The organism is Aeribacillus sp. FSL K6-8394 (assembly GCF_038008865.1).
Lineage (GTDB): Bacteria > Bacillota > Bacilli > Bacillales > Aeribacillaceae > Aeribacillus > Aeribacillus composti.
Genome location: NZ_JBBPAA010000001.1, coordinates 792,927 through 818,619, shown reverse-complemented (window position 1 = coordinate 818,619; position 25,693 = coordinate 792,927). Strand labels below are relative to the sequence as shown.

Here is a 25,693-nt window from a genome sequence, read left to right as displayed (position 1 = left end):
TTTTGTAACCTCCCCTTTGTTCTTGCTTTTTACATTCATTGTATTAAATAAACATCTTCATGATCGGTTTTCAAAACAAAATGCAAGAATCCGGGGATAAATCGTCAATTTCTTAAATTGAATTGCAACAATTTTGTCACAAATATTGCTTAAAGCTTTCAGCTTTTTTTAAATGCCCAATCGCTTTTTCAGTTCCTTCGTATAAGTTCTGCTGACCGGGATCGATTCGCCATTTTTCATGATTACATGATACGTGGAGTTGAACCACGGCTGAATTTCAACTATTTCATTCAAGTTGACTAAATAAGCTCTATGAACACGCATGATGTGCGTTTGCTGCAGCTTTCTTTCAAAAGTGACAAGCGATTCTTTAACTTCATATTTTTGATCGCGGCAAGTGATAATGGTTTTTCCGTCATTAAACTCAATATAAAGAATATCTTTCACGTTAATAAGCAGAATGCGGTCGTCTAATGACACAGGAATCTTTTCATCCTGCATTTGAAAATATTGCGGTCTTTTTTCTTGGCGAGCTTCCAGCCGCTTTGAAATTTTTTCAATTGTATGAAATATCCTTTCTTCATCAAACGGCTTCAAAATGTAATCAACCGCATTCAGCTCAAATGCTTTTAAAGCGTACTCATCATAAGCGGTTGCAAAAACAATCTCAGGTCTATGATCAATCTCCATTAGCTTTTCAGCAAGTCTAATCCCTTGTTCATGAGATGACAGCTGTATATCGAGAAAGATCACATCCATGTCGGTCTGGCGGATTTTTTCAATCGCTTCATCCATTTGTTCCGCTTCCCCAACAATCTCTACCTGCTTGCTCCTTTTAAGCAAGTAAATAAGTTCGTCTCTTGCCAACGGTTCATCCTCCACGATAAAAGCCTTGATCATACGGCTACTTCTCCTTTCATTTCTAATGGAAACTTAATCGTCACTTTCGTTCCATTTTCATCACTTTTAATATGGAAGGCTCCGGCGGAACCATAAATTTCTTCTATTCGTTTTTTTATATTCCAAAGAGCTGTTCCTGTTCCATCATTCGATTGAACGGTCTGATTTCCCAATTGGCGCAATAAATGATCAGGAATGCCGCTGCCATTATCTTCGGTGATTAAGATCATTTGATCATTTTCTGCATACGCCCGAATGGACACTTTCCCATGCTCCTTATTGGCAAAAGCGTGCTTGATGGCGTTTTCGACGAGAGGCTGAAGCGTAAACGGCGGAACCATTACTTTCTTTAAGTTTTGGTCAATATCAAAACTTACATGATATTTATCAGGAAATCTTGTCTGCTCAATAGATAAGTACGCTTCAACATGCTCAAGCTCTTTTTCAAGCGGAATGACAAATTGTCTAGCTCCCTGTAAATTACTTCGGAAGAACACGCTTAATTTTAAAAGAAGCTTTCTAGCTTTATCCGCATCAGTTCTGATCAAGCTGGAAATCGTGTTTAACGAATTGAACAGGAAATGCGGATTAATTTGCGCCTGCAAAGCTTTAATTTCTGCATCTTTCAGCAGTTTTCTCTGCAGTTCTGCATCAGCAAGCTCCAATTGGGTAGAAAACAGCTTGCTAAGTCCTTCCGCCAGCTCTTGCTCCACTTTATCCATAAGACTCGGGTCTAAAAAATAAAGCTTTAACGTGCCAACCGTTTGGTTGTGTACTTGAAGCGGCATAACAATCGCTGACTGAAGCGGACAATCAGAATTTGGGCATTGGATTTCCTCCTTCGATTTTGCTTTAATGATTTTACCCTGCTCTAAAACCTTTTTTGTCAGCTTTGTTACTAAAGTTTGCCCTTGCTTATGATGATCAGAACCGGCACCGATATGAGCGAGGACAATTTCCCGATTAGTAATAGAAATGGCATCTGCTTTCGTCCATTTTAAAATAATTTCCGCCACTTTTTTACACGAATGCTCATTTAAGCCTTTTCGGAAAAATGGCAAGGTCTGCTGCGCGATGTAAAAAGATTTATGTGTTTGAAGCGCCTTCGTCCGCTCTTCCTCCACTAGAATCGAATGAATAATTAAAATAAAAATAAGAGTCCCAAATCCGTTAATCGTAATCATCGGAAGAGCGATTAATTCTACAAGCTTAACTGCGGATTCAAACGGGCGGGCAAGTAAGAGAATAAGTCCCATTTGAGTGCATTCCATAAAAATTCCAGTCAAAACAGCTTTCCAAGGTGAAAAATTGTCTTTTATTCTAAAACGCTTCCAAAGGAAACCGGTCACGAATCCAGCCAAAATAGTAGATGCTCCGCAAGCAAACGCGGTAAATCCTCCTAATGTCATCCGATGCAGTCCTGCTACTAAACCAGTGCCGATGCCGACGAATGGACCGCCAAGCAATCCCCCAATCACTACTCCCATAATTCTTGTATTGGCAATTGCGGCATCTCCATCCACTTCTATTTGCCATGTTTGTGAGCTGATATTGCCTTGAGCAATTTCGACACCAGTATAATTACTAATAATGCCAAAAGATCCAAATACGGCAATCAGCATTAGCTTTTCGCTTAATCCATGCTCATGATGAATCATTCGCCGAAATGCCTTCATCCTTGATAACAAAAAAGCTAAAATGACTAAAATTCCCACTCGCTCCAGCATTAAAGGCATTAAATCTAACAAGGCAGACACACTCCTTTACACCGATATTCCAGCTTTTGTTCGCTCGCGGTGTCAATATTCATTGTACCTATTAAAGGGTGCTGAATAAAGTTTAATGTTCACAATGGTTATCATTACTATTACATTTTAAGCTTCTCAAAATGGATTTTTAGGCAGTACTCATTATAGTGAAAGTCACACAGTTGCTTAGAGCGGGTGGAGATGCGGTATTTGATGCGGCAAGACATTTTAACATAATAGACGCAGCTACTGCCAGAACGTTTAAAAATAATAGTAAAAAATCGGAAATTGGTTAACGCAATTTGAAAACGCTGGTTCAGATGCAGCTGCTATGGTTAGAACAAGACTTCCAGTTTACTTAAAAAAGAATACTAGAATGAGTAAAACTACCGCTGAGAACATTGCAATAGCTGTAAGCTGGCTATTCGTATGGCAGATGTCTTATTCTTTTAGGAGAGATACTTGTGGGGATTTTAGCTGTAAGTGAATGGATGAAAAAATGGTTTACATGAAGATGATATACATTTTATCGAAACAATTTTGACTTTTGCTTCAACATTATAAAACCCAGTGGCTGAGAGTGAAGAATCAATAACAAAGTCAATAATAAAATAAATAGCCTTTTCCCTGAAACAAAGGTGAAATTTAATAGAAAGGGCACTTATCAAGATTTTAAAAATGTATTAAATGAAAATAAAATATTCATAAACCTAAGTGAATTATTGAGTAGATACCATTCTCAAGGAATTTGCAAGGATTTATGTGAAAAATTACTTAAAGAATACAATGATAATAAAAATGTGTCATTTTAGTTATTTCGGTTGTAGTCATATAATAACTATTCGAGTGCTCTTCGTAAAGAAACTTATGCTTTAATGTTTGTCCATTATAATTTATATTGTCTAATTAAGGAAAAAGCCTAATTTCTCATCATTTAAAATGAGAGAATTAGGCTTTTTATTTCGGAATTTACTTAGTGTTCTCAATCTGCATTTTCCTACAGCAACCCTAAGTAGAAGCAAGGAATGATTGGAATCAGCAAAAAACTTATTTCTTTGAAACATAGCATGTCTTAATTGAAATAAAAAGGCCGCTCAAAATTATCAGATGCACATAACAACCCAAATATTAGGCAAAGATAAAAGCATCATCAGATCTAATAGGAGGAACTTTTTTATGAAAGAAGCCGTTAGTATAAATGAACTTCCTCAGCTTTCGAAACCGTTTTGGCCAGATTCTGTTCAGCTGCCCTCCTTCAACAAGCTTGACAAAGATATTTTTGTTGATGTAGCGATTGTAGGCGGCGGGATCACAGGCATCACAAGCGCCTATCTGCTTGCGAAAGAAGGAATCAAAACCGCGCTGATCGAATCGGATCGTATTTTAAATGGTACGACCGGGCATACAACCGCAAAAGTCACCGCACAACACGGGCTGATTTATGATGAATTTATACAGCACTTTGGGGAAAGTAATGCAAAGCTATATTATGAAGCAGCCAGCGATGCAATGGAGTTTATCAAACAAACGATACAGGAGCACAACATCGAATGCGATTGGAAAGAAGAGGATGCATATGTTTATACGAATTCAGAGCAATACATAAAAAAAATCGAAAACGAATATAAAGCATATGAAAAGCTTGGAATTCAAGGAGAGCTTGTGGAAAACATCCCTGTTCCCGTACAGGCAAAAACAGCAGTTGTGATGAAAAATCAAGCCCAATTTCATCCGTTAAAATATTTGCAAAAGCTTGTGGAAAACGCGTCGGAAAAAGGGATAGACATCTATGAGAATACAGCAGCTGTCGATATAAAACACGGCCCACACCCGAAAATTTTGACAAAAGACGGTTATCACATTTTGTGCAACTTTGTATTCATTTGTTCGCATTTTCCTTTCTATGATGCCGCCTTTTATTTTTCAAGAATGTATGCGGAAAGATCGTATATTATTGCTGTCAAAACAAAAACCGAGTATCCCGGCGGCATGTACATCAGCGCCGAAAATCCGGTTCGGTCGCTTCGGTCCGTCACGATCAACGGAGAAAAGCTTGTGCTGATCGCAGGTGAAAATCATAAAACTGGACAAGGAATCCCGATGATTCAGCATTACGAATCCCTTCAAGCTTTTGGTGATCAAGCATTCGGCATACAAAAAATTCCTTACCGATGGTCTACTCAAGACTTAACAACGTTGGATAAAATTCCTTATATTGGACATATAAACGAACAGAAAGCAAATATCCTGTTTGCGACAGGGTTTCGAAAATGGGGAATGACAAACGGCACAGCCGCAGCACGACTGCTTGTCGATATAATTAAAGGGAAGGAAAACCGATATCGCGAGCTTTTTACTCCAGCAAGATTTCAAGCAGATCCAAGCGTGAAGCAGTTTATTTCAACGAATACGGATGTTGCAAAGCATTTGATTGAAGGAAAGCTTGAGTTTGCTCTAAGAAAGCCGGAAGATTTAGCCCCTGATGAAGGAGCAGTCGTTTCCTATAACGGAAAAAGAGCCGGTGCCTACAAAGATGAAAATGGCAGCCTCCACATTGTAGATACTACCTGCACCCATTTAGGCTGTGAATTAGAATGGAACAGCGGCGAGAAAACATGGGATTGTCCATGCCATGGTTCGAGATTTTCAATAGACGGCGATGTTGTAGAAGGTCCGGCACTCAAATCAATTAAGAAATTAAAGGGGTGACTGCATCGCTTCCAAGTCCAAAAAATGAAAAATAAAAGGGAGAAAGACTTGTTGAGCAAAAACAATCCTTTCTCCCCTTTTTTATTGAAACGTCTGTTCTTCAATCAAAATGAACAAGTTTGTATTCTGCCATAAGGAAAACTACGACAGGATTTGCTCAATTTCCTCGAGCACATCTTCCGTTAATTCCACATCAATTGCTTTGACGTTTTCTTCGACTTGCTCCGGCTTGGTGGATCCGATCAGAGCGCTGGCAACATTCGGCTGCCGCAATACCCAAGCAATCGCCAATTGGGAAAGTTTAATTCCTAATTTATCCGCCACTTTTCCTAATTTTTCTACCTTCAATAAATTTTCATCTGTCAGCAAATCATTGATATATTTATTTGCTTTTGGATCACTCGCACGGCTTCCTTCCGGGATGTCTCCATTACGCTTATATTTCCCCGTCAGAACACCTTGTGCAAGCGGCGAAAAAACAATTTGGCTAATGCCGTTTTGTTCGCAGACTGGAATAATCTCCTTCTCAATATAACGGTTCAGCATATTATATTGCGGCTGGTTGACAACGATGCGGTCCAGCAAATATCGATCTGCTGTGCCAAGAGCTTCTTGTATTTGCTGAGCAGTCCATTCACTGACGCCGACATATAACACTTTTCCTTGCCGGACAAGATCATCAATTGTACGCAGCGTTTCATCGACCGGTGTTTCCGGATCATAGCGGTGGCAGTAATAAATGTCAACGTAATCTAATTGAAGGCGTTTTAAACTGGCATGGAGCTGTTCAAACACATGCTTCCGCGATAAGCCTTTGTCATTGGGGCCATCTCCCATCGGCCAAAATACTTTCGTTGCCAAAACATATGATTCACGCGGATATTTCCGCAATGCTTCACCGACAACCTTTTCCGCTTCCCCAGTTGCATAAACGTTCGCTGTATCAAATGAATTGATGCCTAGCTCATACGCTTTGTCAATCGTCCGAATGGCCGTTTCTTTTTCGATGGAGTTTCCGTATGTAAGCCAGCTTCCCAAGCTGATTTCGCTAACCTTTAGCCCCGTTCTTCCCAATTTGCGATATTTCATTTATTCATCCCCTTTTTTCAAAAAATAGCAAAAAATTCATTCAAGACTCATTATAATACTAAACATTTCGAATCTGAAAGCAATTTGTTTGAAGGGGACAAAAATCTATCATTTTTCCGCATGTGAAAAAGTTTTCTAGTTTTCATAAAACTTGCGCTGCCGATCAGTCAGCGTCATGGTAGCGAACCACTTCTTCATAAAAAATTTTTTGCGAGTTAATGACTGGCTCGTTTTCCGACCGTTCAACATAATGATAATCGCCGTTTGCATCCTGAAAACGCGCTTTGACGTTGTCCTTAAGTTGTATGTCCAAGATGTTTTTCAAACGCTCTTTTAAACGGACATCATAAATCGGAAAAAGAATTTCAACACGTTTAATCATGTTTCTTGTCATCCAGTCAGCAGAGGATAAGAAAATTTTCTCCTCCCCAAAATGGTGAAAGTAAAAAATACGGCTATGCTCCAAAAAGCGGCCGACGATGCTTCGCACTTGAATGTTTTCGCTCACGCCTTTTATTTGCGGTCGCAAACAGCAAATTCCCCTTACGATCAAGTCAATTTTGACTCCAGCCTGCGAAGCTTCATAAAGCTTCATGATGATCGTTTTATCTGTTAAAGAATTCATTTTGGCAATAATCCGGCCTTTGCCGCTTTTCTGGTGCCATTCGATTTCTTGATTGATGAGTTTGATAAAGGTCTCCCGCATATCATATGGCGATACAGAAAAATGATTCCAATCCGGTTTTTCCGCATAACCGCTCAAATAATTAAAAAAGTTGGTTGCATCGATCCCAAATGTTTCTTCGCTTGTAAAAAAGCCGATATCCGTATACAGTTTCGCCGTGACGTCATTGTAATTTCCCGTGCTCAGATGAACGAAGCGTTGAATTTTACCCGTTCCTTCTTCCTGCCGGACGACAAGGGTAATTTTGCTGTGCGTTTTTAAATGGTGAAAGCCGTAAATAACGTGAACTCCGTGCTGTTCAAGCATTTTTGCCCAATGGATGTTGTTCTCTTCATCAAATCTTGCCTTTAATTCAACTAAAACCGTCACCTGCTTCCCGTTTTCCGCAGCTTTTGCCAATGCTTGAACGATCGGCGAATTTCCGCTTACACGATACAGCGTCTGCTTGATTGCCAACACTTGAGGGTCATCCGCTGCACTTTCAATAAATTCAACAACAGGCTGAAAGGATTCGTACGGATGGTGTAATAATAAGTCCCGTTTTAATATAGCTTCGAACAAATTTCCGTTCGGCAAGTCGAGCGGAGGTGGCGGAATGAACGAATCATGAACAAGGTGCTCAAAATCGGTCAGCAAATGGGTATAAAATGGAAATAAAAACGTTAAATCGATCGGGCCGTCCACTTCATAAACATCTATTTTTTGAATTTCCAGCACATCCATTAAATAATTTAAAACACGTTCATCTATCGTTCCTTTTTGAATTTCAAGCCTGACCGCCGCACCCCACTTCCGCTTTTTCAGCTCCTTCTCAATCACTTCCAGCAAATCCCGCGCCCCTTCTTCATCAATGGTCAGATCTGCATTCCTCGTAATGCGAAACGGTGAGACCGAAATGATTTTGTAACCGAGAAACAGTTTGTAAATAAAACTGCTGATCAAATCCTCAAGAAATACAAACTGCCTCTTTCCATCTTGATTCGGCACTTCAATGAAGCGAGGTAAAACAGCAGGAACTTGAACGATTGCAAAAAAAGGTTTTTTCCGCTCTTTTTTCTTATATTGAAGCAATACGGCCAAGTTCAACGATTTATTTAAAAGCATTGGAAACGGTCTGTACGCATCGATCGCAAGAGGCGTCAAAACCGGGAAAATTTGCTCATCAAACTTTTGTTCCAAAAATCGGAATTGTTCGCCAGTTAATTCATTAAGCTTAAGAAATTCAATCCCTTCCTCTTTTAATTCCCCCTGTACATATTCATTAAATATTGCATATTGGCGTTCGACCAATGTGTGGCATTTCGCCGAAATGGCGTTAAGCTGCTGCTTTGGCGTCATGCCGGCTTTATTTTCCGGTAAATTAAAACCAGCTTTTTCTTGATCTTTTAAACCAGCAACCCTCACCATGAAGAACTCATCCAAGTTCGAGCTGAATATAGCTAAAAACTTCATCCGCTCAAGCAAAGGATTTTCAAAGTCAACGGCCTCTTGCATGACACGCTCATTAAATGCAAGCCAGCTTAATTCACGGTTATTATAAAATTCTGGACGGCTTATATCTGGAATCAATTGTTCTTTCTTATCTTGCATAATTTCGCCCACCTTTTACCTTTCGTATGTCCATTAGACGAGTGTAAATGATAATTCGACTTGGCAGTTAAAAGCGCGTTCCATATGCTTTTTTTGCTTATTTGCTTCCTGCTCTTCAAAAGTATAATCACTGTTGCAGGCTAAAGATATTTCCATCTTTTCCCCCTCCTTTTTGTTCACCTCCAGTTCGGAAATGATTGAACGGTGTGTCGTGTTGAGGGAATAAAGGAATTTCAAAATCGCGCCTAATCGCTCCAGCGATAAAATTTCTTCTTCCGTTAATAATGATTTGTAAGGAGAGATATATTTCATCAAAGTTTTTTTGGACTTAAAGGAAGCGACACATGCGAGTTTCAACCGCATTTTATGACTGATTCCGTCAAGCGATCGATTTGTCAAAATATAAAACGTATGCTGACTGCTTGAATGATGATCGATAATTTCTCCGAATTGAACCAGCTTTGTGCTTTTAAACAAAATTTCTTTTTCCTCTTGTGTAAAGGACATGATTTGCTTTGCCTCGCATTCGCTGACAAATACGTAAGCAAGACGAAGGAGGAATGATGTATTCTTTAAGTTGATTTTATAATCACTGGCCAGCTTGGAAAATGTTTCGTCCGCTACTTGAGAAAAAGACCGGACGTTTAAGTTGGAAAACACCTCCTCAAAAAAGACCCCTTCCCTTAAGCCTTTGCTGCTCATTGTAAAAAATGGAGCTGATACGATTTCTGTCAGCATATAAATTGCTTCAATTGCAGGAATGATGATATCCGCGCGTTCCTTCGACAGTCCATCTAATTTTTGACGCTCCGAGACAGTCATTCCGATCAGCCATTGATTTATTTTTTTAATTTCATTCGGTTCCATTTCATATTGATGAATACCAAATAACGGGTAATTGGTTTTATTTTGATGAAGCCGTATTAGATTTCTGGCGCTGCCGCCTATCCCGATTACCGGAACATTTTTGTTTTTAAGCCATTTTTGCGAAGAAAATTCATTTCGCAAAAACGCTGTCAGCTCTTTCATTTCCGATTCTTTCGGTTCGCTGTTGGCAATAAACCTTTTCTTTAATGTGAGGGCCCCAAACGGAAAACTGTATGAATGGACGAGCTCTCGATTTTTAAAATACGCAACTTCCGTGCTTGCTCCGCCTATATCAATGGTTATGCCTTCAGTTAAATATACGGAATGTATAACAGCTAAGTAGCCGTAATAGGCTTCTTCTTGGCCGGAAAGGACGCGAAAATCGAAATTCGTCTCTCTTTTTATAGCCTCTAAGACCATTTTCCGGTTTTTGGCAGATCTAATAGCTGCCGTTGCAACCCCTTTCGTTTCTGCCACTTGATGAAATTGAACGATTGGAACAAATTTTTTTAAAGAATCGATGACAACCTCGATTCCCTCTTTTGACAAATTTCCTTCGTCATCGATATACGTAGCTAAACGGGCATTGATCTTGAAATTGTAAAGCTCTTTATATTGTCCATTCTGATCAATATGAAAAATAACGAGGCGAATGGAGTTCGATCCTAAATCTATTATGCCGATTTTTTTCTCTGTCATTTTTCCCATCCTTTTATGAAATCCAATGAAGAAAGTATGTTATTTTTTACTTATATCGTACTATTTTTCCAGTCTATTTAAAAGATTTGAATAGAATATAAATAAGCAGTCAACATCCAAAAGACATTAAAACCGCAAAGCCTCCGATTGCTGGAAGCTGGCTTCCATTTTTAAAGTCAGTTCTTCAAATGAATTTTGTGAAAGCTGTCGTTTTACAAAAATGAAAATTCCGAAGATTCATTTTCTTTTTTAAAAAAATGTGCTATATTTGTTCCAGAAGTAAAAAAATGGTTTCCTATCCATTTAAGCTTCGACAAGGAGAGGCGGTCAATTATAGCAAGATCGCTTTGAGATTTGGGAGAAATGAATAGGCTTTAAGAAATGAACAATGTTATTGTCTCAGCAATTGCCCAATAACAAAATTTGTGAAAGCGATCGATCATCCCGATATTCATTTTTCCCTGTTTGCATCAATAGTAAAGCGTTTTCGAAAACTTTTGAAGGAGGTATATTTGATGGAGTTTAGACCAGGATTAGAAAACGTAGTGGCAGCTGAGACAACGATTTCGTTTCTCGATGTAGAAAATGAAGAAATTGTCATTCGAGGATACGATTTAATTGAACTTGCCGAAACAAAATCATATGTCGAGGTTGCGTTTTTGCTGCTTGAAGGCAAGCTTCCGTCTGAACAAGAAAGAGCTAGATTTGAAAACGAGCTTCTAGCGAAAAGAGAGCTTCCAGACGTGCTTTACGACGTATTTTCCAAACTGCCGAAGACAACTCATCCAATGGACGCCCTGAGAACAGGCATTTCCATTTTAGCAGGATTTGACCCGCTCATTGATGACAGATCTGAACAGGCCAATAAAACGAAATCTATCAATCTTCTAGGACAGATGCCATCCATTCTTGCCAGCAGTTATCATCTACTCAATCAACAAGAAGTCATTCCACCAGATGAAAATCTCTCCTACAGTGCAAATTTTTTATATATGATTACAGGAAAAAAACCAACTGAACTTGAAACGAAAATATTCGACCGCTCGCTCATCGCTTATATCGAACATGAAATGCCAAACTCTACATTTGCCGCCCGCGTCATATCGTCTACACATGCAGATTTGTATGGCGCTCTCGCCGGTGCGGTTTCCTCTTTGAAAGGACACCTGCATGGCGGAGCCAATGAAGCGGTGATGTATTTAATTGAAGAAGCAGGTACAAAGGAAAATTTTGAGCGATTGATTAAACAAAAATTAGCAAATAAGGAACGGATCATGGGATTTGGCCATCGCGTCTATATGAAAAAAATGGATCCAAGAGCATTGCTTATGAAAAAAGCATTGCAGCAGCTGTCCGAACAACGGGGCGATTTTCGATTGCTTGAAATATGCGAAGCCGGGGAAACCATTATGAGAGAGGAAAAAGGATTGTATCCGAACCTCGATTATTATGCGGCTCCTGTCTATTACATGCTTGGCATTCCGATTGATTTATATACTCCTATTTTCTTCAGCGCTCGAACAGCAGGCCTGTGCGCCCATGTGATCGAACAGCATAATAACAACCGTTTGTTCCGTCCGCGCGTGAAATATACAGGAAAACGTTCTTTGAAAGTACAACAGTAATGGATAGCTTAGGAGGTTGTAAAAATGGCAGAAGTACTAGTAAAAAATAATGAAAATCGACAAACAGACAAACTGCTTGAAGAAATTGCCGATTATGTTCTAAATAAAGAAATTCAAAGTAAAGAAGCGTTTGAAACCGCCCGCTATGTGTTGTTAGACACGCTGGGCTGCGGCATACTTGCTCTTCGCTACCCTGAATGCACAAAGCTTTTAGGTCCGATCGTTCCGGGGACGGTTGTTCCAAACGGGTGCCGCGTCCCTGGCACTTCATATGTATTAGACCCCGTGCACGGTGCATTTAACATCGGCTGCATGATTCGCTGGCTCGATTATAATGACACTTGGCTTGCAGCGGAATGGGGTCACCCTTCTGATAACTTGGGGGGAATTTTAGCTGCGGCCGACTACATAAGCCGAACGAATGTAGCAGAAGGGAAAAAGCCGCTCAATATGAGGACAGTTCTTGAAGCGATCATAAAAGCCCACGAAATTCAAGGGGTGCTGGCACTTGAAAACAGCCTGAACAGAGTCGGGCTTGACCACGTGCTGTTCGTAAAGGTTGCTTCAACTGCTGTCGTTACGAAGCTTCTTGGCGGGGGAAAAGATGAAATCATCAACGCCCTTTCCAATGCCTGGATTGACAATTCAAGTCTTCGGACATATCGACATGCTCCAAATACTGGTTCTCGCAAGTCGTGGGCGGCTGGCGATGCAACAAGCCGCGCTGTACGTCTTGCATTTATGGCCATAAAAGGTGAAATGGGATATCCTTCTGCCCTATCGGCTCCGAACTGGGGATTTGAAGACGTGCTGTTCCGAGGACAGAAACTGAAGCTCGCCCGTCCTTTGGAATCATACGTAATCGAGAATATTTTATTTAAAATATCATATCCAGCAGAGTTTCATGGGCAAACAGCTGCTGAATGCGCCATTGAGCTTCATCCTGAAGTAAAAGATCGCCTTGATGAGATCGAAGAAATCACGATCACGACGCATGAATCAGCCATTCGCATCATCGACAAAACGGGACCTCTTCTCAACCCGGCTGATCGTGATCATTGCCTTCAATATATTACTGCCATCGGTCTTATTTATGGCGATTTAACAGCGGATCATTACGAAGATGAAATCGCACAAGACCCGAGAATCGATGCGCTTCGTGAAAAAATGACAGTTGTGGAAAATAAACAGTTCAGCAAAGATTATCTCGATCCGGACAAACGGTCAATTGCCAACGCAGTTCAAATACGGTTTAAAGACGGAACGGAAACGCGCCAAGTTGTGCGGGAATATCCAATCGGCCACAGATTCCGCCGTCAAGAAGGTCTGCCTAAGCTGATCCAAAAATATGAAAACAATTTGGCAACACGGTTCCCAAACAAGCAACTCAAGCAAATCTTAGACGTTTCGCTTGACCAGAACGTGCTGGAAGAGACGTTTGTACATGAGTTTGTAAATTTATTTGTTATATAAATCCGGGGCAGATCACACGTTGTTTTGCATCATATGCATGTTACTTTGGCGCAATTTCATTGTTTGGCAAGAAAAAACATGTTATAAAGCTTGTAAGAACATTTGAGATAACTATATCGAGCTGGTGTGGCAATCGGCCACACCGAAAAATGTTCTGTAAAGCGAAAATTTTTTGGGCAGTCAAAAAGAACGAAAGAATCGATTTTGTACCAAATGACGGAAGTTAACAGACAAAAGATCAGGGTACAAAACAGACCGTAAGCGAAGCGTGGATACAGGGCGGCACCCTCGAGTAGACTTGACGAGGGCAGCGCTCGTTTAATGAAAAACGCGGCTTGCCTCTAGAAACGTAATTAATAGTTCTGTAAAGCTAAGATGAAATGACAGAAAAGAAGGTGATTCCATGGTTTGGATCGTTGAAAAAGAATCGACACAAGAGGAGTTGGCCGATCGGTTTCGAACGTTAATGAACGCACCGGAAATCCTTCAAATTCCTGGAGCCCATGATGGAATGGCTGCACTTATAGCGAGAAAAGCAGGATTTCAAGCGCTTTATTTGTCAGGCGCCGCCTATACCGCGAGCCAAGGGCTTCCTGACTTGGGCATCGTCTCGTCAGAAGAGGTTGCCCGCCGGGCGCGGGAAATCGTGCGGGCGGCTGATCTGCCGCTTCTCGTTGACATTGATACCGGTTTCGGCGGTGTTTTGAATGCCGCCCGAACAGCTAAAGAAATGGCAGAAGCACGAGTAGCTGCTGTCCAAATCGAAGATCAAGATCTTCCGAAAAAATGCGGACATTTAAACGGCAAAAAGCTTGTGTCTGTAGAAGAGATGATGCAAAAAATTAAAGCTATTAAACAGGCAGCGCCGACTCTTGTCGTTGTTGCCAGAACGGATGCCTATGCAGTTGAAGGAATTGAAAGCACCATTGAACGCGCCAAAAGATATGTTGAAGCGGGAGCAGACGCTATTTTTCCTGAGGCTCTTTCAACAAAAGAAGACTTTTTAAAGGTGAGCCGGGCAATTTCAGCTCCTCTTCTCGCAAACATGACAGAGTTTGGAAAAACTCCTTACTATACAGCAGAAGAATTTTCGGAACTCGGCTATTCAATGGTGATTTATCCTGTTTCATCTCTTCGCGCCGCCGCTAAAGCGTATGAACGCCTATTCCAAACCATTAAATCGTCTGGAACTCAAAAAAGCGAGCTCGAGAATATGCAAACTCGCAAGGAACTTTATGAAGTGATTCATTACGATGATTTCGAAGCGCTCGACCAAACAATCGCAAAAACAGTATTGCCTGAAGATTAACCATCCACGGGGTTTGCCCCGTGGATGAAAAAGTATTTACCGGAAAAAATAGTAGCTGCTCACATTTCTGATTCATAAAACTTTTTAATCCCACAATCCTTTTTTCGTGTCCTTCCATTCCCATTGCTCCAAAATCGTTGTTGTTCTTGAACCCCATCCTTCCAATGCTTCATTAGCAAACTCTCTCTGTATATAAAAGTACTGTCTGTTATGCTCGCTTAAATAAATCTCGCCCGTTCTCGTCTGCTCTACATTTTCATAATGAAAGGAACGGAGAGACCAATCAGGTATATTTCTTTTCTCTTCTTCTTCCGCTGATAAAACTTTATAAGAAACATTTCCCAGCAATTCATCTGTAATGTAATTTTCCGCCTCTCTTAAAGATGTCCCTTTTGGAAAAAACATGACATCAACTTCCCCATATTTTTCATTCACCGCTATCAGCTTTGCTCCGATCAAATTTTTTTCTTCAATATATTCTGCCTGCCAACGATCCGGAATATATGTGGTAAAAGGTAGTTGCTTTATGTTTACGAGGTGATACAGCTCCTTTTCTTCCATTCCTTCCAATGAAATTGTCATTTCGATCGATTCAGGTCGGTTGATATCTCCTTTTTCTTCTTCCTTTTCTGCATTTTGAGATTGTTGGGGAGACATTAGTATGCTTTGTTGATCTGAATGCTGGCCGTCTTCTTTCGTCTCATTTGTTTGAAAAGGAGGAAAAATCATTAGAAGGATGCATACAGCTGCTGCGGCCGCAAATGAGAATACAAGCTGAAGCTTGCTGGCGGCTTTTTTCCTTCTCTCTTTATTTCTAGCTAATTCAATTCCGGCTAAAGCTTTTTGAAAACTTTTTTCTTTAAATTCATCTGTCGGTTCTATATAAAAGTGATGAAAAAGCTGTTTTATTGACTCTTCATGCTTTTCGCTATTCGGCGGTACGAGTTGTTTTTTCATGATCATTCACCTCGCTTTTTAAATGGGCTGACAATTTCTTTTTAGCCCTTGTTTGCAGCGATTTAACCGCCATAACCGTTTTCGACATTACCTTGGCTGTTTCTTTTATAGACATTCCTTCAAAAAATCTTAAATAAAGGACCGTCTTTTCATCCGGGGACAATTTTTCCATACTGGCCATGATCTGTTCTCTGAGTGAATATTCCAGAATATTTTGTTCTACTAAATGTTTATCCTGTTTATGCCCTAAGTCCTCGGGGCTTAAATAGACCGTGTTATTTTCTTTTTTATACTTGCGATGGTAATCGATAACAACCCGCCTTCCAATTGTAAACAGCCAAGTTTTAAAGCTTGATCTTCCTTGAAAGTTCGCTAAATGAACCGCCATTTTATACATGACATCTTGAGCAATTTCTTCTGACCGATGATAATCCCCCGTCTGCATATATGCATAGCGGAGCACTTGGCCAATGTAGCGGTCATGAAGCTCACGGAAGGCTGAATCGTCCCCCTCTAAAGCCTTTTGAACCAAATCTTCATCTCGCATGCCGAGGTGCACCTCTCTTTCTCGTACAATCAATTAGACGAAATGCTGGAGAAAAAGTATCGAATCATGCAGATTCTAGTTGCAGAAATAGATTGGAGGAATTCCTATTTTCTCACAAAAAGCAAGAACTCAAATTTTGGAGCTTTTTAGATGGAAAAGTTTTGTAAAATAAGCCAACGATCTGCCCTGCATCAGTGGATCGTTGGCTTATTATATGGGAAGTAGCTGAAATGTAAGACGCTTTCTCCACAGAAGCTCAACCTTTGAAAATAGTAATCTAAAAACAACGATCATTGAAATTTTAATGATCTCTCTTGCATTTCTAATTTATATACAAGCCGATTTTCCAACCCCTTCTTTTGGTAGATGTTCCTAAATGGATTGTAAGCGTTTCATCAATGAATCCCGAAAGCTTTCCGATAGTTCGTCCACACGAAGAATTTGTTCAATTCCTTCTTTATTTGTTTTATCATGAAACATGATTTGATTCGCAAAAGAAACCGTTATGTTTAGCGGATGTTTTTCAATGAGCTGCAAGCGTGATGGTGTCTCCACCCAGCCTTCTTTCAGCACCCGAAAATAAAAACCGGTATAACCAGTATGTTGAACACGAAGCGGCAAGTCATTCACCCTGTGCTTTTTGGCAATCTTATGGCATGGCTGCCGAGGCTGGCTAACTTGCACAACCGCTTCCCCTAATTGGAACGTATCCCCGATGCAAACTTCTGTTTCCAACAAGCCTTTTACTGTCAAATTTTCACCAAATGCCGCCACATCCAGCTTTCTTTCAAGCTCATGCTCCCAATAGGCATAATGATCATACGGATAAACGCATACCGCTTTATCTCTACCGCCATGATGAACAAGATCTGCCTGACCATCGCCTGAAAAATTAAGAAATGACAAAAAAACCGGTCCATCAACAGGCTGCTTTTGAATTCCAGTGACGAATTCTTTGCCGTTATATATGAAATTTTTCGGTTTTCCTACATTTATAGAAATAATTTCATAAGTTTTTGCTTCCATTTTGATCAACTCCATTAATTCTTTAAGATCTTCCAACTTCGTTTGGGAGCAGCAATAGATTATCGTTAAGCGGCAAGTCTGCAGTTTGTATGATTTTCAAAAAATCATACAGGATAAAAAAATCTATTCCAGTGCTGTAACCTCCTAAAATTACAAAGTCAGGCACTACTGATTTTGAATACCACGGACGATATTATGGTATTTTCCGCAAAAGTCGAATTAAATCTTGAATTTCTTCTTCTGTAAATGCGTTGAATTTGGAACGCATATATTGAATCAAGTCCTGTTGAACCGCTATGATGGTTTCTTCTCCTTTTTTTGTTAAAGAGATTTGGACAATTCGGCGGTCCTTCTTTGATCTATTCCGTTCGATGTAGCCTTTTTCGATTAGCTGATCAGTAATACCTGTGAGGAAACTGGGAGATATATCAGATTCTTGGGAAATGGTAGATAGTTTTTGAGGGCCGTTTTTCAGCAAAAACTTCATAATAAAAAATTCATTTCTTGACAAGCCATATTTTTTCCCCATTGTATAAAAATTTCGCAAATCACGAAAAATCCTTATAAATTCGTTCTCTAATTCCGTCATGGAGGAGGATGTCGGATTCATAATATTACTTTCCCTTCCTTTCACATATATAAAGGGTGTCCTCTGCCGGACATCCCCGTTTCATTCATTATATCTTTGTTTATAACTCTTGGGAAGATGCTTCGGTTTTAACTTTTGCTGCTTCGAACGAGCTTTCCTGGAGCGTTTTCTTTGGTGTTTTTAAGAAAAAGGAAAGAACTAGCGCGATGAATGCCAAAACGGTCGCAATGTAAAATGCATCGTTGATCCCTTCGATGGTTGATTGCTGCAATGCCTGCCCTAAAAGTGCCTGAGCACCAATAGTTTGACCAGCATGTGCAGAAAGTCCGGCTGATTGAGCCATACTGCTGCCAAGTGCTTGCAGCTGATTCATCAACATTGGATCAGTTTTTGACACAAGATTCGTATAATCTGATAAATGATTTGTTGATTGCTGTGTCATAACCGTTACTAATAATGCGGTTCCAATAGATCCAGCCACTTGGCGTATCGTATTCGACATGGCTGTTCCGTGGGAAATCATCTTTAATGGCAGCTGATTCATACCGGCAGTCATGATTGGCATCATGATCAATGACATTCCGAAAGACCGCAGCATATATATTCCTAATAAGGTTGTGTAGGGCGTATCGGCCGTCAGCTGCGTGAATTCATATGTTCCATATGTTGTAATGGCCAAACCGACAATTGCTAATCCTCTTACACCATATCGATCGAAAATTTTTCCTGCTATCGGCCCCATTAATCCCATGATCATTGCTCCTGGAAGCAATAATAAACCCGATTCAATCGGTGTAAAACCGCGAATATTTTGTAAATAAATCGGGAGAAGCAGCATTCCTCCAAATAATGCCATAGTAACAATCGAGTTGATAATTAATGTGAACGTAAAGAGGTTGTACTTAAATACTCTTAGTTCAAGCAGAGGTTTTTCCACATTCAATTGTCTTACGGCAAAGAAAATTAAAAAAACAACTCCGACCATTAAGCTGATGATAACTTCCGCGCTTGACCATCCTTTGCTTCCAGCCTCGCTAAACCCGTATAAAATGCCGCCGAATCCAATACTTGAATAAACAATCCCTTGGATATCAAACGTCGGGCGAGTTAATTCTTTTTCTAAACGGAACCAAATAAAGGCGAAAAAGATATCAATTAAACCGATCAAAGCCATCGCGTAGAACAAAAAATGCCAATCATAATTTTGCACAACCCATCCTGAGAGTGTCGGACCAATTGCAGGAGCCAGAATCATGGCAATCCCCATCGTCCCCATGGCTGTTCCTCTTTTTTCAGGAGGAAAAACAGTCAAAAAAATGTTCATGCCAAGCGGCATTAAAATTCCTGCACCAATCGCTTGAATAATTCTGCCAATCATCACCAATGGAAATGTTGCTGATACGGCACAAACGAGCGATCCAATTGTAAACAAGATCATCGCTGTAATAAACAGCTTGCGAAAACCGAAATTTTCAACTAAAAATGCGCTGATCGGTATTAAAATTCCGTTTGCAAGCATAAAGCCTGTCATCAGCCATTGTGCTGTTGTCGCATTGACATTTAAATCCGTCATCATGACCGGAAGCGCTACATTTAAAATTGTTTGGTTCAAAATCGCAATGAACATTCCAAACATTAAAACGAACAGCACTTTTCCAACCGGCACTTCCTTATCAAGTGCTTCCTCTTTTTTTGTATGCCAGTTTTTCTTTCTGACAAGGAAAACATTCATGACGATCAGCACAATCAGAGTGAAAAACGTATAACTGATGATAAACGGCATGCTTCCACCTCCTTCAGTTTATATGGTTAAATCATTTATTTATGGATGCGTACTTTTGCATTCATTCCCGGCATAATTCCTAGCCCTTTTGCATCCGCAATAGATATTTTCACAGGAATCACCTGTGTTACTTTCGTATAGTTTGCGTCCGCATTTTCACTTGGAAGCAATGAGAAGACGCTAGCTGTTGCTTTTCCGATTTGCTCTACTTTTCCCGAAAGTTTAGACTCGCTGTACCCGTCGATGTAAATATCAACATCTTGACCAACTTTTACATCCCCAATAATGGTTTCTTTAATATTGGCAGTGATCCATAAATGATCGAAATCATATGCATATGCCAAAGGGGTACCAGCTGCCACAAATGAATTTTCTACCGCATTTGTTTGGACAATCGTTCCGGACTGGGGCATTTGAATGCTGACAGGTTCATCCTCCCCAGGTACGGCTAATTTTCCAATGACTTTATCTTTTTGAAATTGTGCTCCAACCTTTCCATCAAATTTTGTCAAGACTCCGGAAGCAGGGGCGGCGATCACTAATTGCTGTCCGTCCACTTTTGCGTAATCTGTTTTAATATAGTTGACCGACTCATTGTAATAATAGAATCCGGCAAAACCTCCTAAAACCAAAACAACGAGAACAACAATATTTAATATGACCAACTTTTTCACATTCATTTTTTATCCCCCTTACAAAAAAATATTCATTAAATAAATATTTCATTTTATGAAATATTTATAAACTGCATTATTTATCATATGACAATCGTTTATCCGAGTCAATGTTTTTCGTGTACCGAAATATATATATATAAAAATGACCCAGACAGTACAATGGACTGTTTGGGTCATTTTGTCCAAAAAGCATAATCATGTTCCATTCGATTTTTGATAAAAAGCTGCTGAAAACATTCATGAAAGTCCAAGACAAACGAACGAAATCTCAAAAAGAAAACGGTTTAAATAAATCACATTGTAAAAATGCTGCATGAATAGGAAAAGAGCAGCTATGATAAAAGCGATTCCCAGCCCAAGATTTATTTTTCCAACTAGTGTAAAATTTTTTATTTCAATTCCTCCAAACAATCACGTTTTCAAATAAACGTTACATGACAGGCGAATTTAAACTTGAAATATCGACTTTTTGTTTCCCTACTTTTAAGAATACCATAGTCATATCATCTTTTTGCGGAACGCCTTCTGTAAATTTATGAATCGATTCCAGCACTTTTTTTTCAATCTCCCCAGCATTTTTATCCTGATTTTGTTTTAACGTTTCGATCAGCCGTGCCAATGTAAATTGCTCGCCGCGTTTATTCTGCGCCTCAATGATTCCGTCTGTATAAAAGAAAATTGAATCATGTTCAAATAATTGGATCGATTCTTCATGGTAAATTTGATTAGGAAGACCGCCAATCATAATCCCTTTCACTTTTGGAAGCTCATGTACCGCATCGCCTCTTATAAACAGCGGAAGATGATGGCCGGCATTTGCATATGTAAACGTTCCCGACAGCGGATCCCAATCGGCACAGAAAACGGTAACAAAAGATTTTAACTTTCTCAAATCATTGTATAACGCTTTGTTCATTGCAGTCAGCGTCTTTCCGGGGCTTTGCGTGCTTTCAGCGGCTGTCCGAAAGGCGCCGCGCGTTAAGATCATGAGCATCGCAGCAGGAATCCCTTTTCCCATCACATCCCCAATAACGATGCGCACTTTTCCGTTGACAAGCGGATAAAAGTCGTAATAATCCCCGCCAATTAATCGGGCAGGTATAGAATAGCCAAATACCTCTCCCCCTTCGATCGATGGAGCATGCCCGTTCAACAACGTTGTTTGTATCGTCCGTGCCAAGTTTATTTCCCTTTGCAGCATTTGTTCCTTTCTCTTAACATCTTCTATCGTATAGGAAGATTGCTGATACGTTAAAAAGTCTCTTTGCATCAAACAACCTCCCCTTGAATCGATTTTAAAATTTCGTATAATCCAACTGTTTCAAATAAATGGTTTGTGAAATCATTCATACCTTTAAAAACTAATTTTATGTTTTTTTCTTGAGATAAATAAATTAAATCGATGATTTCACCAATTCCGGATGAATCAATGAATTCCAAATAGCTAAAATCAATCGTCAATACTTGAAAATTGCCGATTTCATTAAAATGTGCATGAAACACATGAGCCGTTGAAATATCTAAAACTCCTTTAATGTATAATGTGAGGCTTTGATCTTGAATTTCCTTTTGAACCGTAAGACCCATACATACCCTCCTTAGCAGAAAAACTGAGCAATTCATTTTCACCTTTATGTGTTTCATGATTCTTGAACTTTAAATTTATTTATTTTATTTTCTAAATCCTTTGAAAGGTTGTCTAATTGAATAATAATTTCATTCAATTGCTGTATCGCATCAAAAGAAGATAAATTCATTTCCGTAACTTTTTTGACATTTTGTTTCATCAAATCATTCAGTTTTATGAGTTGATGACTTGATTGAATAATAAAATTAGAGACATGATGGAATTCAAGATGATTCGCTTCTTTTAGTTTTTCAAATTGTTGATTGATATTTTCATAGTTTTGTCGTATTTCTTTCACCTCTAATTCTATTTCATGAAAAATTTCCCGCGATTCCTTCGTCATGGTTGTTGAAACTTCGTCCATGACATGAAAGTAAGAGTGCACTGTCTCTGATAAAACGTTTGAAACGAGCCTTAATGTTTCAATATCGTTTTTAATATCGACAATTAATTGGCTGATGCGGTCAGTCATTTCATTTAAATGGGCAGCAATATCACCGAATTCATTTTTCTGATCGACATGAATTTCTTCGGTCAAATCGCCTGCTGCAATTTTATTAATATAACGGTGAATAGTAGGGATCGGAGTTAAATATTTTTTCGTAATGACCTGCAAAACGAAAAATATAATGACAAAGGCAGCAACAAATGACAGGACAAACAAAAAAATGATATTATGAAAAAACTTTGTGCCAGCGCTTAAGTCGGTGACAATCGTAATAACCCTGTCATTTGGAATTGGCAGATAATATTTCCGATAGTTTTCCCCGAGTTTCACCGACTCCATTTGATTTTCTTTCAAAACTTTTTGAATATAAAAATGATCTTTTTCATGCTTATATGAATTTTTTCCATATAATATCGGCGCATCTCTTTCCGGTTCAATAATATCTCGAATTTCGCTCCGAAGCAGTACATTGGCATTTATAACCGCAATTTCTTCTATTTCACTTTCTTTAAATTTTAAAATGGAATGAATAAGCGCTTCAGGATCCGAATGCTTCGTTGCATGATAAATTTCAGAATCAAGAATATACGGATTAATCATAAATTCAGTTGTTCCGTCATAATAATAGGCATATTTAAAATATTTGTTTTCCCAGTCTGATTTGGAGATCGGACCAACCCAATAATGTTCTTGATAATAACCTTTTCCTACTGTTACAGGCTTACCTGACATCAGTTGTTGAAAAGCATCATACCAATACCCCCACTCTTTTGTGCTTAAACCAATTTCATTTGGGTCTGAAGATTGGGCAATGATTATATCATCATTTCTTCTTACCAATAAAGAAATATTGTACACATCATATTTATTGCGCAATGCAATTAAATCTTGCTGAGTCACTTCCTCGATCGTTTTCCCGCGCAATTCTTTTGCAATCTCTTTTGAAATTAAGTGCAGCTTTTCGTCAATTAAACGTTCAACCGTTTTTTTGGAATTTTCGCTGATTTCTATCGCGCTTTTTAAAATGCTTGCTGTTCGTAACACATCATTTTTATGAAAATGATCAAATTCTTTCTCCATCTGCCTGACAAAAATAAAGATGAAAATAGAACAAATAATAATCGGAATAAGCGCAATCATTGTAATAATTTGACCAATGATCGTTTTATTCTTTAAGAAATTCATCCGCATTCACTCCGAACGAAAGGATCAAGTACTTGATTGCAAAATGATCTTTATCATAATGGAATGTTTTTTCTTCTCTCTATGAGTCGATCCTTTAAATCTACTTCTAAAATAATCGTCGTTCCTTCTGTACTTGTATATATTGAAATTTTATCCATCATTTTTAACATAATGCTGAAACCGTGCCCAAATGACCGTTTGCTGGAATAACCTTCTAACAATATTGATTTCGGCAGTTCGCTTAATTTGATGCCATTTCCTTTATCTTCTACAATCACTTTTAACCAATCATGGTTCAAATAAACTTTCATTTTTCCTTCAACCGCATGCTTTAATACATTTGTTACAGCTTCAGAAATAGATAAGAGCACATTATATCTTTTCTTTTCTGAAATATGCCGATCTTTTAACAACTGGTCAATAAACGTTCTACATGCCGCAACATCATTTTTTTCAGAAACAGGAAATTCCGCAATCTTCTCACCTTGATTAAAGCTTTTTAATTCTTCCCGTTCAATCAGAGTCAATTTTCCTTGTGTGACGGCGTATAAACAATCACGGTAAATTGTACGTATCCTCAATTCCTGTTTTCTCTCATATTCTCGTAAATGACTTACATCAAACAATAGACATAATATTTTCTTTTCCAAACAGATCCAATGAACGTTATACATTTTCCGACTTGGAACATCTTCAATAAATTCATGTGCATATCCATTTTGAATAGGATGATTCGTAATCAGGCTTTTGATTTGTTGTTCACAAGGAATTTGAACTTTTTCACCATTTATATGATAGAAGCTGCCATTTTGATAAAATACAGCTTGTACAACAGCAAAATCTTTCAGAAGCTTCGAGCCTTTATATTTTATATCGTGAAAGTGCTGCTGATTTTGAGCCTGAATCAATCCCGGATGATGATCTTTGCCTGCCTTTTTGAAATCAGCTATTTTTAAAACAATTTCTACTAATTTTGGATCAAGTTTTGTATTCTTTAAATTTAGAAAAGCTTTCTTTTGATTGATAATTCCAGAAGAATGCATCAATTTGTCATACTCATTTGCCGCAGCAATAATGCGGGCTCCCAATGGAATTTCTTCTCCTTTTTTTCCATCCGGATAGCCTTTTCCATCCCATTGTTCGTGATGAAAACGGACATACTGGGCAGCTTTTTCGATTCCCGATATTGCTGAAACCATCTTTGCCCCTAACTCGGAATGTTGTTTATAAAGCTTTTCTTCTTCAAGCGTAAGAGCCCCGCGCTTCTGAAAAATTTCATGCTCCATTTGTATTTTTCCAATATCATGCAACAAGGCAGCGTAATGAACAGCATCAACATGTTTGGGGCTTAACTTTAACTCTTCTGCGATGCGGCGTGCTAAATCTCCTACCCTTTTAGAATGCCCCTTCGGCAAATGAACTTTTTGTTCCATATACTGTGTAATATTTTCTAAGGTGGCCAAATGGTTTTTTCTATGACGAACTAGTACTTGAGCAATGGATCGAGCGAATAAAAAAACAGCGACGGCAAAGATCGTTTCAAACCAAAATGGAAAAGGCTGTTGATCGTAATCAATAGCAGCAAGCCGAAATCCTAAAATAAATGTCACAGCAAATGCTAACAATGTATCATTCATCTCTGTTGTCAAAACATCTGAAAAATTTTGAGAGAAAACGAGACTCTTATAAATCACTGTAATGGTAAAAAAGATGAAAAAATATATAAACGTTGTGCATGCAAATGCGAAAACGGAGGTTATATATGTAAAAACACCGAGTTTGCCAAAAAAATACTCAAATACAAATCCTGCCAAAAAAACAGCAACCGCACATTGACTAGCCTGAAATAACCAAGAAATAAAGCTTAATTTGCTATTGTAAAATAAGAATAAAGAAGCGATGAAAACAACAATCACAGCTTCCGGAATTCCCATTTGAACAAGAACCACAATGTTAAAAATGCTTGAACAAGAAAGCTTCTTACCATTGCGGAGTTCGATAGGAAATATTTCTAATATCCCTGCAAGAATCGCTATTAAAATGGCAAATGGTATATGTGTTTTCTCTAAACTCCATAATTGTATTAGAATAATGGGCAGGCCAAAGCCGATGACAATAAACATGAACCCTTTCTCTTTCAACAAGATCGGCATGTATGAT

At 38.9% G+C, this 25,693-nt stretch carries 19 protein-coding genes; 4 read left to right on the top strand and 15 right to left on the bottom strand.

All coding sequences use genetic code 11. The features are described from left to right. Positions 1-168: 168 nt before the first annotated feature. Positions 169-900, bottom strand: coding sequence for a LytR/AlgR family response regulator transcription factor (locus NSR00_RS03745; protein WP_063389552.1), 732 nt, complete (start codon positions 898-900; stop codon positions 169-171). Continuing rightward, the gene (locus NSR00_RS03740) at positions 897-2,648 is read right to left on the bottom strand and encodes a sensor histidine kinase (protein WP_340787075.1); all 1,752 of its coding nucleotides are present in this window, start codon (positions 2,646-2,648) and stop codon (positions 897-899) included. The genes NSR00_RS03745 and NSR00_RS03740 overlap by 4 nt, the downstream gene beginning before the upstream one ends. Before the next feature lie 1,176 nt (positions 2,649-3,824). Here NSR00_RS03740 and NSR00_RS03735 point away from each other — a divergent pair. After that, positions 3,825-5,357 carry an FAD-dependent oxidoreductase gene (locus NSR00_RS03735; protein WP_340787072.1) on the top strand — a complete coding sequence of 511 codons (1,533 nt, stop codon included), beginning with the start codon at positions 3,825-3,827 and terminating at the stop codon, positions 5,355-5,357. A 141-nt stretch (positions 5,358-5,498) separates the two neighbouring features. Here NSR00_RS03735 and NSR00_RS03730 read toward each other — a convergent pair whose 3' ends face one another. From NSR00_RS03730 to ppx, 3 genes are all read right to left on the bottom strand, one after another. Further along, positions 5,499-6,446: an aldo/keto reductase family protein gene (locus NSR00_RS03730; protein ID WP_340787069.1), complete on the bottom strand. Its 948-nt coding sequence runs from the start codon at positions 6,444-6,446 to the stop codon at positions 5,499-5,501. Between the two features lie 163 nt (positions 6,447-6,609). Next, positions 6,610-8,721, bottom strand: a complete 2,112-nt coding sequence (locus tag NSR00_RS03725) for an RNA degradosome polyphosphate kinase (protein ID WP_340787067.1) — start codon at positions 8,719-8,721, stop codon at positions 6,610-6,612. A 33-nt stretch (positions 8,722-8,754) separates the two neighbouring features. Then, positions 8,755-10,287, bottom strand: coding sequence for an exopolyphosphatase (gene ppx / locus NSR00_RS03720; RefSeq protein WP_340787064.1), 1,533 nt, complete (start codon positions 10,285-10,287; stop codon positions 8,755-8,757). A 515-nt stretch (positions 10,288-10,802) separates the two neighbouring features. Between ppx and mmgD the strand changes: the two genes are divergently transcribed. The 3 genes from mmgD (at position 10,803) to prpB (ending at position 14,694) form a co-directional block, all read left to right on the top strand. Beyond that, a complete protein-coding gene (mmgD, locus tag NSR00_RS03715) occupies positions 10,803-11,912 on the top strand; it encodes a citrate synthase (protein WP_063389557.1) in 1,110 nt (369 codons plus the stop codon). Positions 11,913-11,936: 24 nt separating this feature from the next. After that, a complete protein-coding gene (locus NSR00_RS03710) occupies positions 11,937-13,385 on the top strand; it encodes a bifunctional 2-methylcitrate dehydratase/aconitate hydratase (protein WP_066246660.1) in 1,449 nt (482 codons plus the stop codon). A gap of 403 nt (positions 13,386-13,788) precedes the next feature. After that, on the top strand, positions 13,789-14,694 hold the full coding sequence (gene prpB, locus NSR00_RS03705; protein ID WP_094245715.1) for a methylisocitrate lyase: 906 nt from the start codon (positions 13,789-13,791) through the stop codon (positions 14,692-14,694). A gap of 84 nt (positions 14,695-14,778) precedes the next feature. Here the strand turns inward: prpB and NSR00_RS03700 are convergent, their stop codons facing one another. From NSR00_RS03700 to NSR00_RS03655, 10 genes are all read right to left on the bottom strand, one after another. After that, a complete protein-coding gene (locus tag NSR00_RS03700; RefSeq protein WP_340787060.1) occupies positions 14,779-15,651 on the bottom strand; it encodes a hypothetical protein in 873 nt (290 codons plus the stop codon). After that, positions 15,623-16,198: an RNA polymerase sigma factor gene (locus NSR00_RS03695; RefSeq protein WP_063389561.1), complete on the bottom strand. Its 576-nt coding sequence runs from the start codon at positions 16,196-16,198 to the stop codon at positions 15,623-15,625. The genes NSR00_RS03700 and NSR00_RS03695 overlap by 29 nt, the downstream gene beginning before the upstream one ends. A gap of 372 nt (positions 16,199-16,570) precedes the next feature. Continuing rightward, positions 16,571-17,224: an MOSC domain-containing protein gene (locus tag NSR00_RS03690; RefSeq protein WP_340787058.1), complete on the bottom strand. Its 654-nt coding sequence runs from the start codon at positions 17,222-17,224 to the stop codon at positions 16,571-16,573. 193 nt (positions 17,225-17,417) lie between these two features. After that, a complete protein-coding gene (locus tag NSR00_RS03685) occupies positions 17,418-17,834 on the bottom strand; it encodes a MarR family winged helix-turn-helix transcriptional regulator (protein WP_082829330.1) in 417 nt (138 codons plus the stop codon). 79 nt (positions 17,835-17,913) lie between these two features. Further along, positions 17,914-19,545, bottom strand: coding sequence for a DHA2 family efflux MFS transporter permease subunit (locus NSR00_RS03680; RefSeq protein ID WP_445659575.1), 1,632 nt, complete (start codon positions 19,543-19,545; stop codon positions 17,914-17,916). A gap of 86 nt (positions 19,546-19,631) precedes the next feature. Next, the gene (locus NSR00_RS03675) at positions 19,632-20,276 is read right to left on the bottom strand and encodes an HlyD family secretion protein (RefSeq protein ID WP_063389565.1); all 645 of its coding nucleotides are present in this window, start codon (positions 20,274-20,276) and stop codon (positions 19,632-19,634) included. Positions 20,277-20,703: 427 nt separating this feature from the next. Further along, complete coding sequence (locus tag NSR00_RS03670; RefSeq protein ID WP_242009281.1) at positions 20,704-21,474, bottom strand: PP2C family protein-serine/threonine phosphatase; 771 nt, start codon at positions 21,472-21,474, stop codon at positions 20,704-20,706. A gap of 68 nt (positions 21,475-21,542) precedes the next feature. Next, entirely contained in the window at positions 21,543-21,860 is a 318-nt protein-coding gene (locus NSR00_RS03665) for an STAS domain-containing protein (protein ID WP_063389567.1), read from the bottom strand. 53 nt (positions 21,861-21,913) lie between these two features. Further along, positions 21,914-23,533 carry a methyl-accepting chemotaxis protein gene (locus NSR00_RS03660; RefSeq protein WP_340787050.1) on the bottom strand — a complete coding sequence of 540 codons (1,620 nt, stop codon included), beginning with the start codon at positions 23,531-23,533 and terminating at the stop codon, positions 21,914-21,916. A 53-nt stretch (positions 23,534-23,586) separates the two neighbouring features. Beyond that, a complete protein-coding gene (locus tag NSR00_RS03655; protein ID WP_340787047.1) occupies positions 23,587-25,686 on the bottom strand; it encodes an HD domain-containing phosphohydrolase in 2,100 nt (699 codons plus the stop codon). Positions 25,687-25,693: the final 7 nt, after the last annotated feature.

Coding starts and splice junctions, on each gene's coding strand:
- NSR00_RS03745 (WP_063389552.1), bottom strand. CDS start 900: ATGATCAAGGCTTTTATCGTGGAGGATGAACCGTTGGCAAGAGACGAA.
- NSR00_RS03735 (WP_340787072.1), top strand. CDS start 3,825: ATGAAAGAAGCCGTTAGTATAAATGAACTTCCTCAGCTTTCGAAACCG.
- NSR00_RS03730 (WP_340787069.1), bottom strand. CDS start 6,446: ATGAAATATCGCAAATTGGGAAGAACGGGGCTAAAGGTTAGCGAAATC.
- NSR00_RS03725 (WP_340787067.1), bottom strand. CDS start 8,721: ATGCAAGATAAGAAAGAACAATTGATTCCAGATATAAGCCGTCCAGAA.
- ppx (WP_340787064.1), bottom strand. CDS start 10,287: ATGACAGAGAAAAAAATCGGCATAATAGATTTAGGATCGAACTCCATT.
- mmgD (WP_063389557.1), top strand. CDS start 10,803: ATGGAGTTTAGACCAGGATTAGAAAACGTAGTGGCAGCTGAGACAACG.
- NSR00_RS03710 (WP_066246660.1), top strand. CDS start 11,937: ATGGCAGAAGTACTAGTAAAAAATAATGAAAATCGACAAACAGACAAA.
- prpB (WP_094245715.1), top strand. CDS start 13,789: ATGGTTTGGATCGTTGAAAAAGAATCGACACAAGAGGAGTTGGCCGAT.
- NSR00_RS03700 (WP_340787060.1), bottom strand. CDS start 15,651: ATGAAAAAACAACTCGTACCGCCGAATAGCGAAAAGCATGAAGAGTCA.
- NSR00_RS03695 (WP_063389561.1), bottom strand. CDS start 16,198: ATGCGAGATGAAGATTTGGTTCAAAAGGCTTTAGAGGGGGACGATTCA.
- NSR00_RS03690 (WP_340787058.1), bottom strand. CDS start 17,224: ATGGAAGCAAAAACTTATGAAATTATTTCTATAAATGTAGGAAAACCG.
- NSR00_RS03685 (WP_082829330.1), bottom strand. CDS start 17,834: ATGAATCCGACATCCTCCTCCATGACGGAATTAGAGAACGAATTTATA.
- NSR00_RS03680 (WP_445659575.1), bottom strand. CDS start 19,545: ATGAATGTTTTCCTTGTCAGAAAGAAAAACTGGCATACAAAAAAAGAG.
- NSR00_RS03675 (WP_063389565.1), bottom strand. CDS start 20,276: ATGAATGTGAAAAAGTTGGTCATATTAAATATTGTTGTTCTCGTTGTT.
- NSR00_RS03670 (WP_242009281.1), bottom strand. CDS start 21,474: ATGCTGCAAAGGGAAATAAACTTGGCACGGACGATACAAACAACGTTG.
- NSR00_RS03665 (WP_063389567.1), bottom strand. CDS start 21,860: ATGGGTCTTACGGTTCAAAAGGAAATTCAAGATCAAAGCCTCACATTA.
- NSR00_RS03660 (WP_340787050.1), bottom strand. CDS start 23,533: ATGAATTTCTTAAAGAATAAAACGATCATTGGTCAAATTATTACAATG.
- NSR00_RS03655 (WP_340787047.1), bottom strand. CDS start 25,686: ATGCCGATCTTGTTGAAAGAGAAAGGGTTCATGTTTATTGTCATCGGC.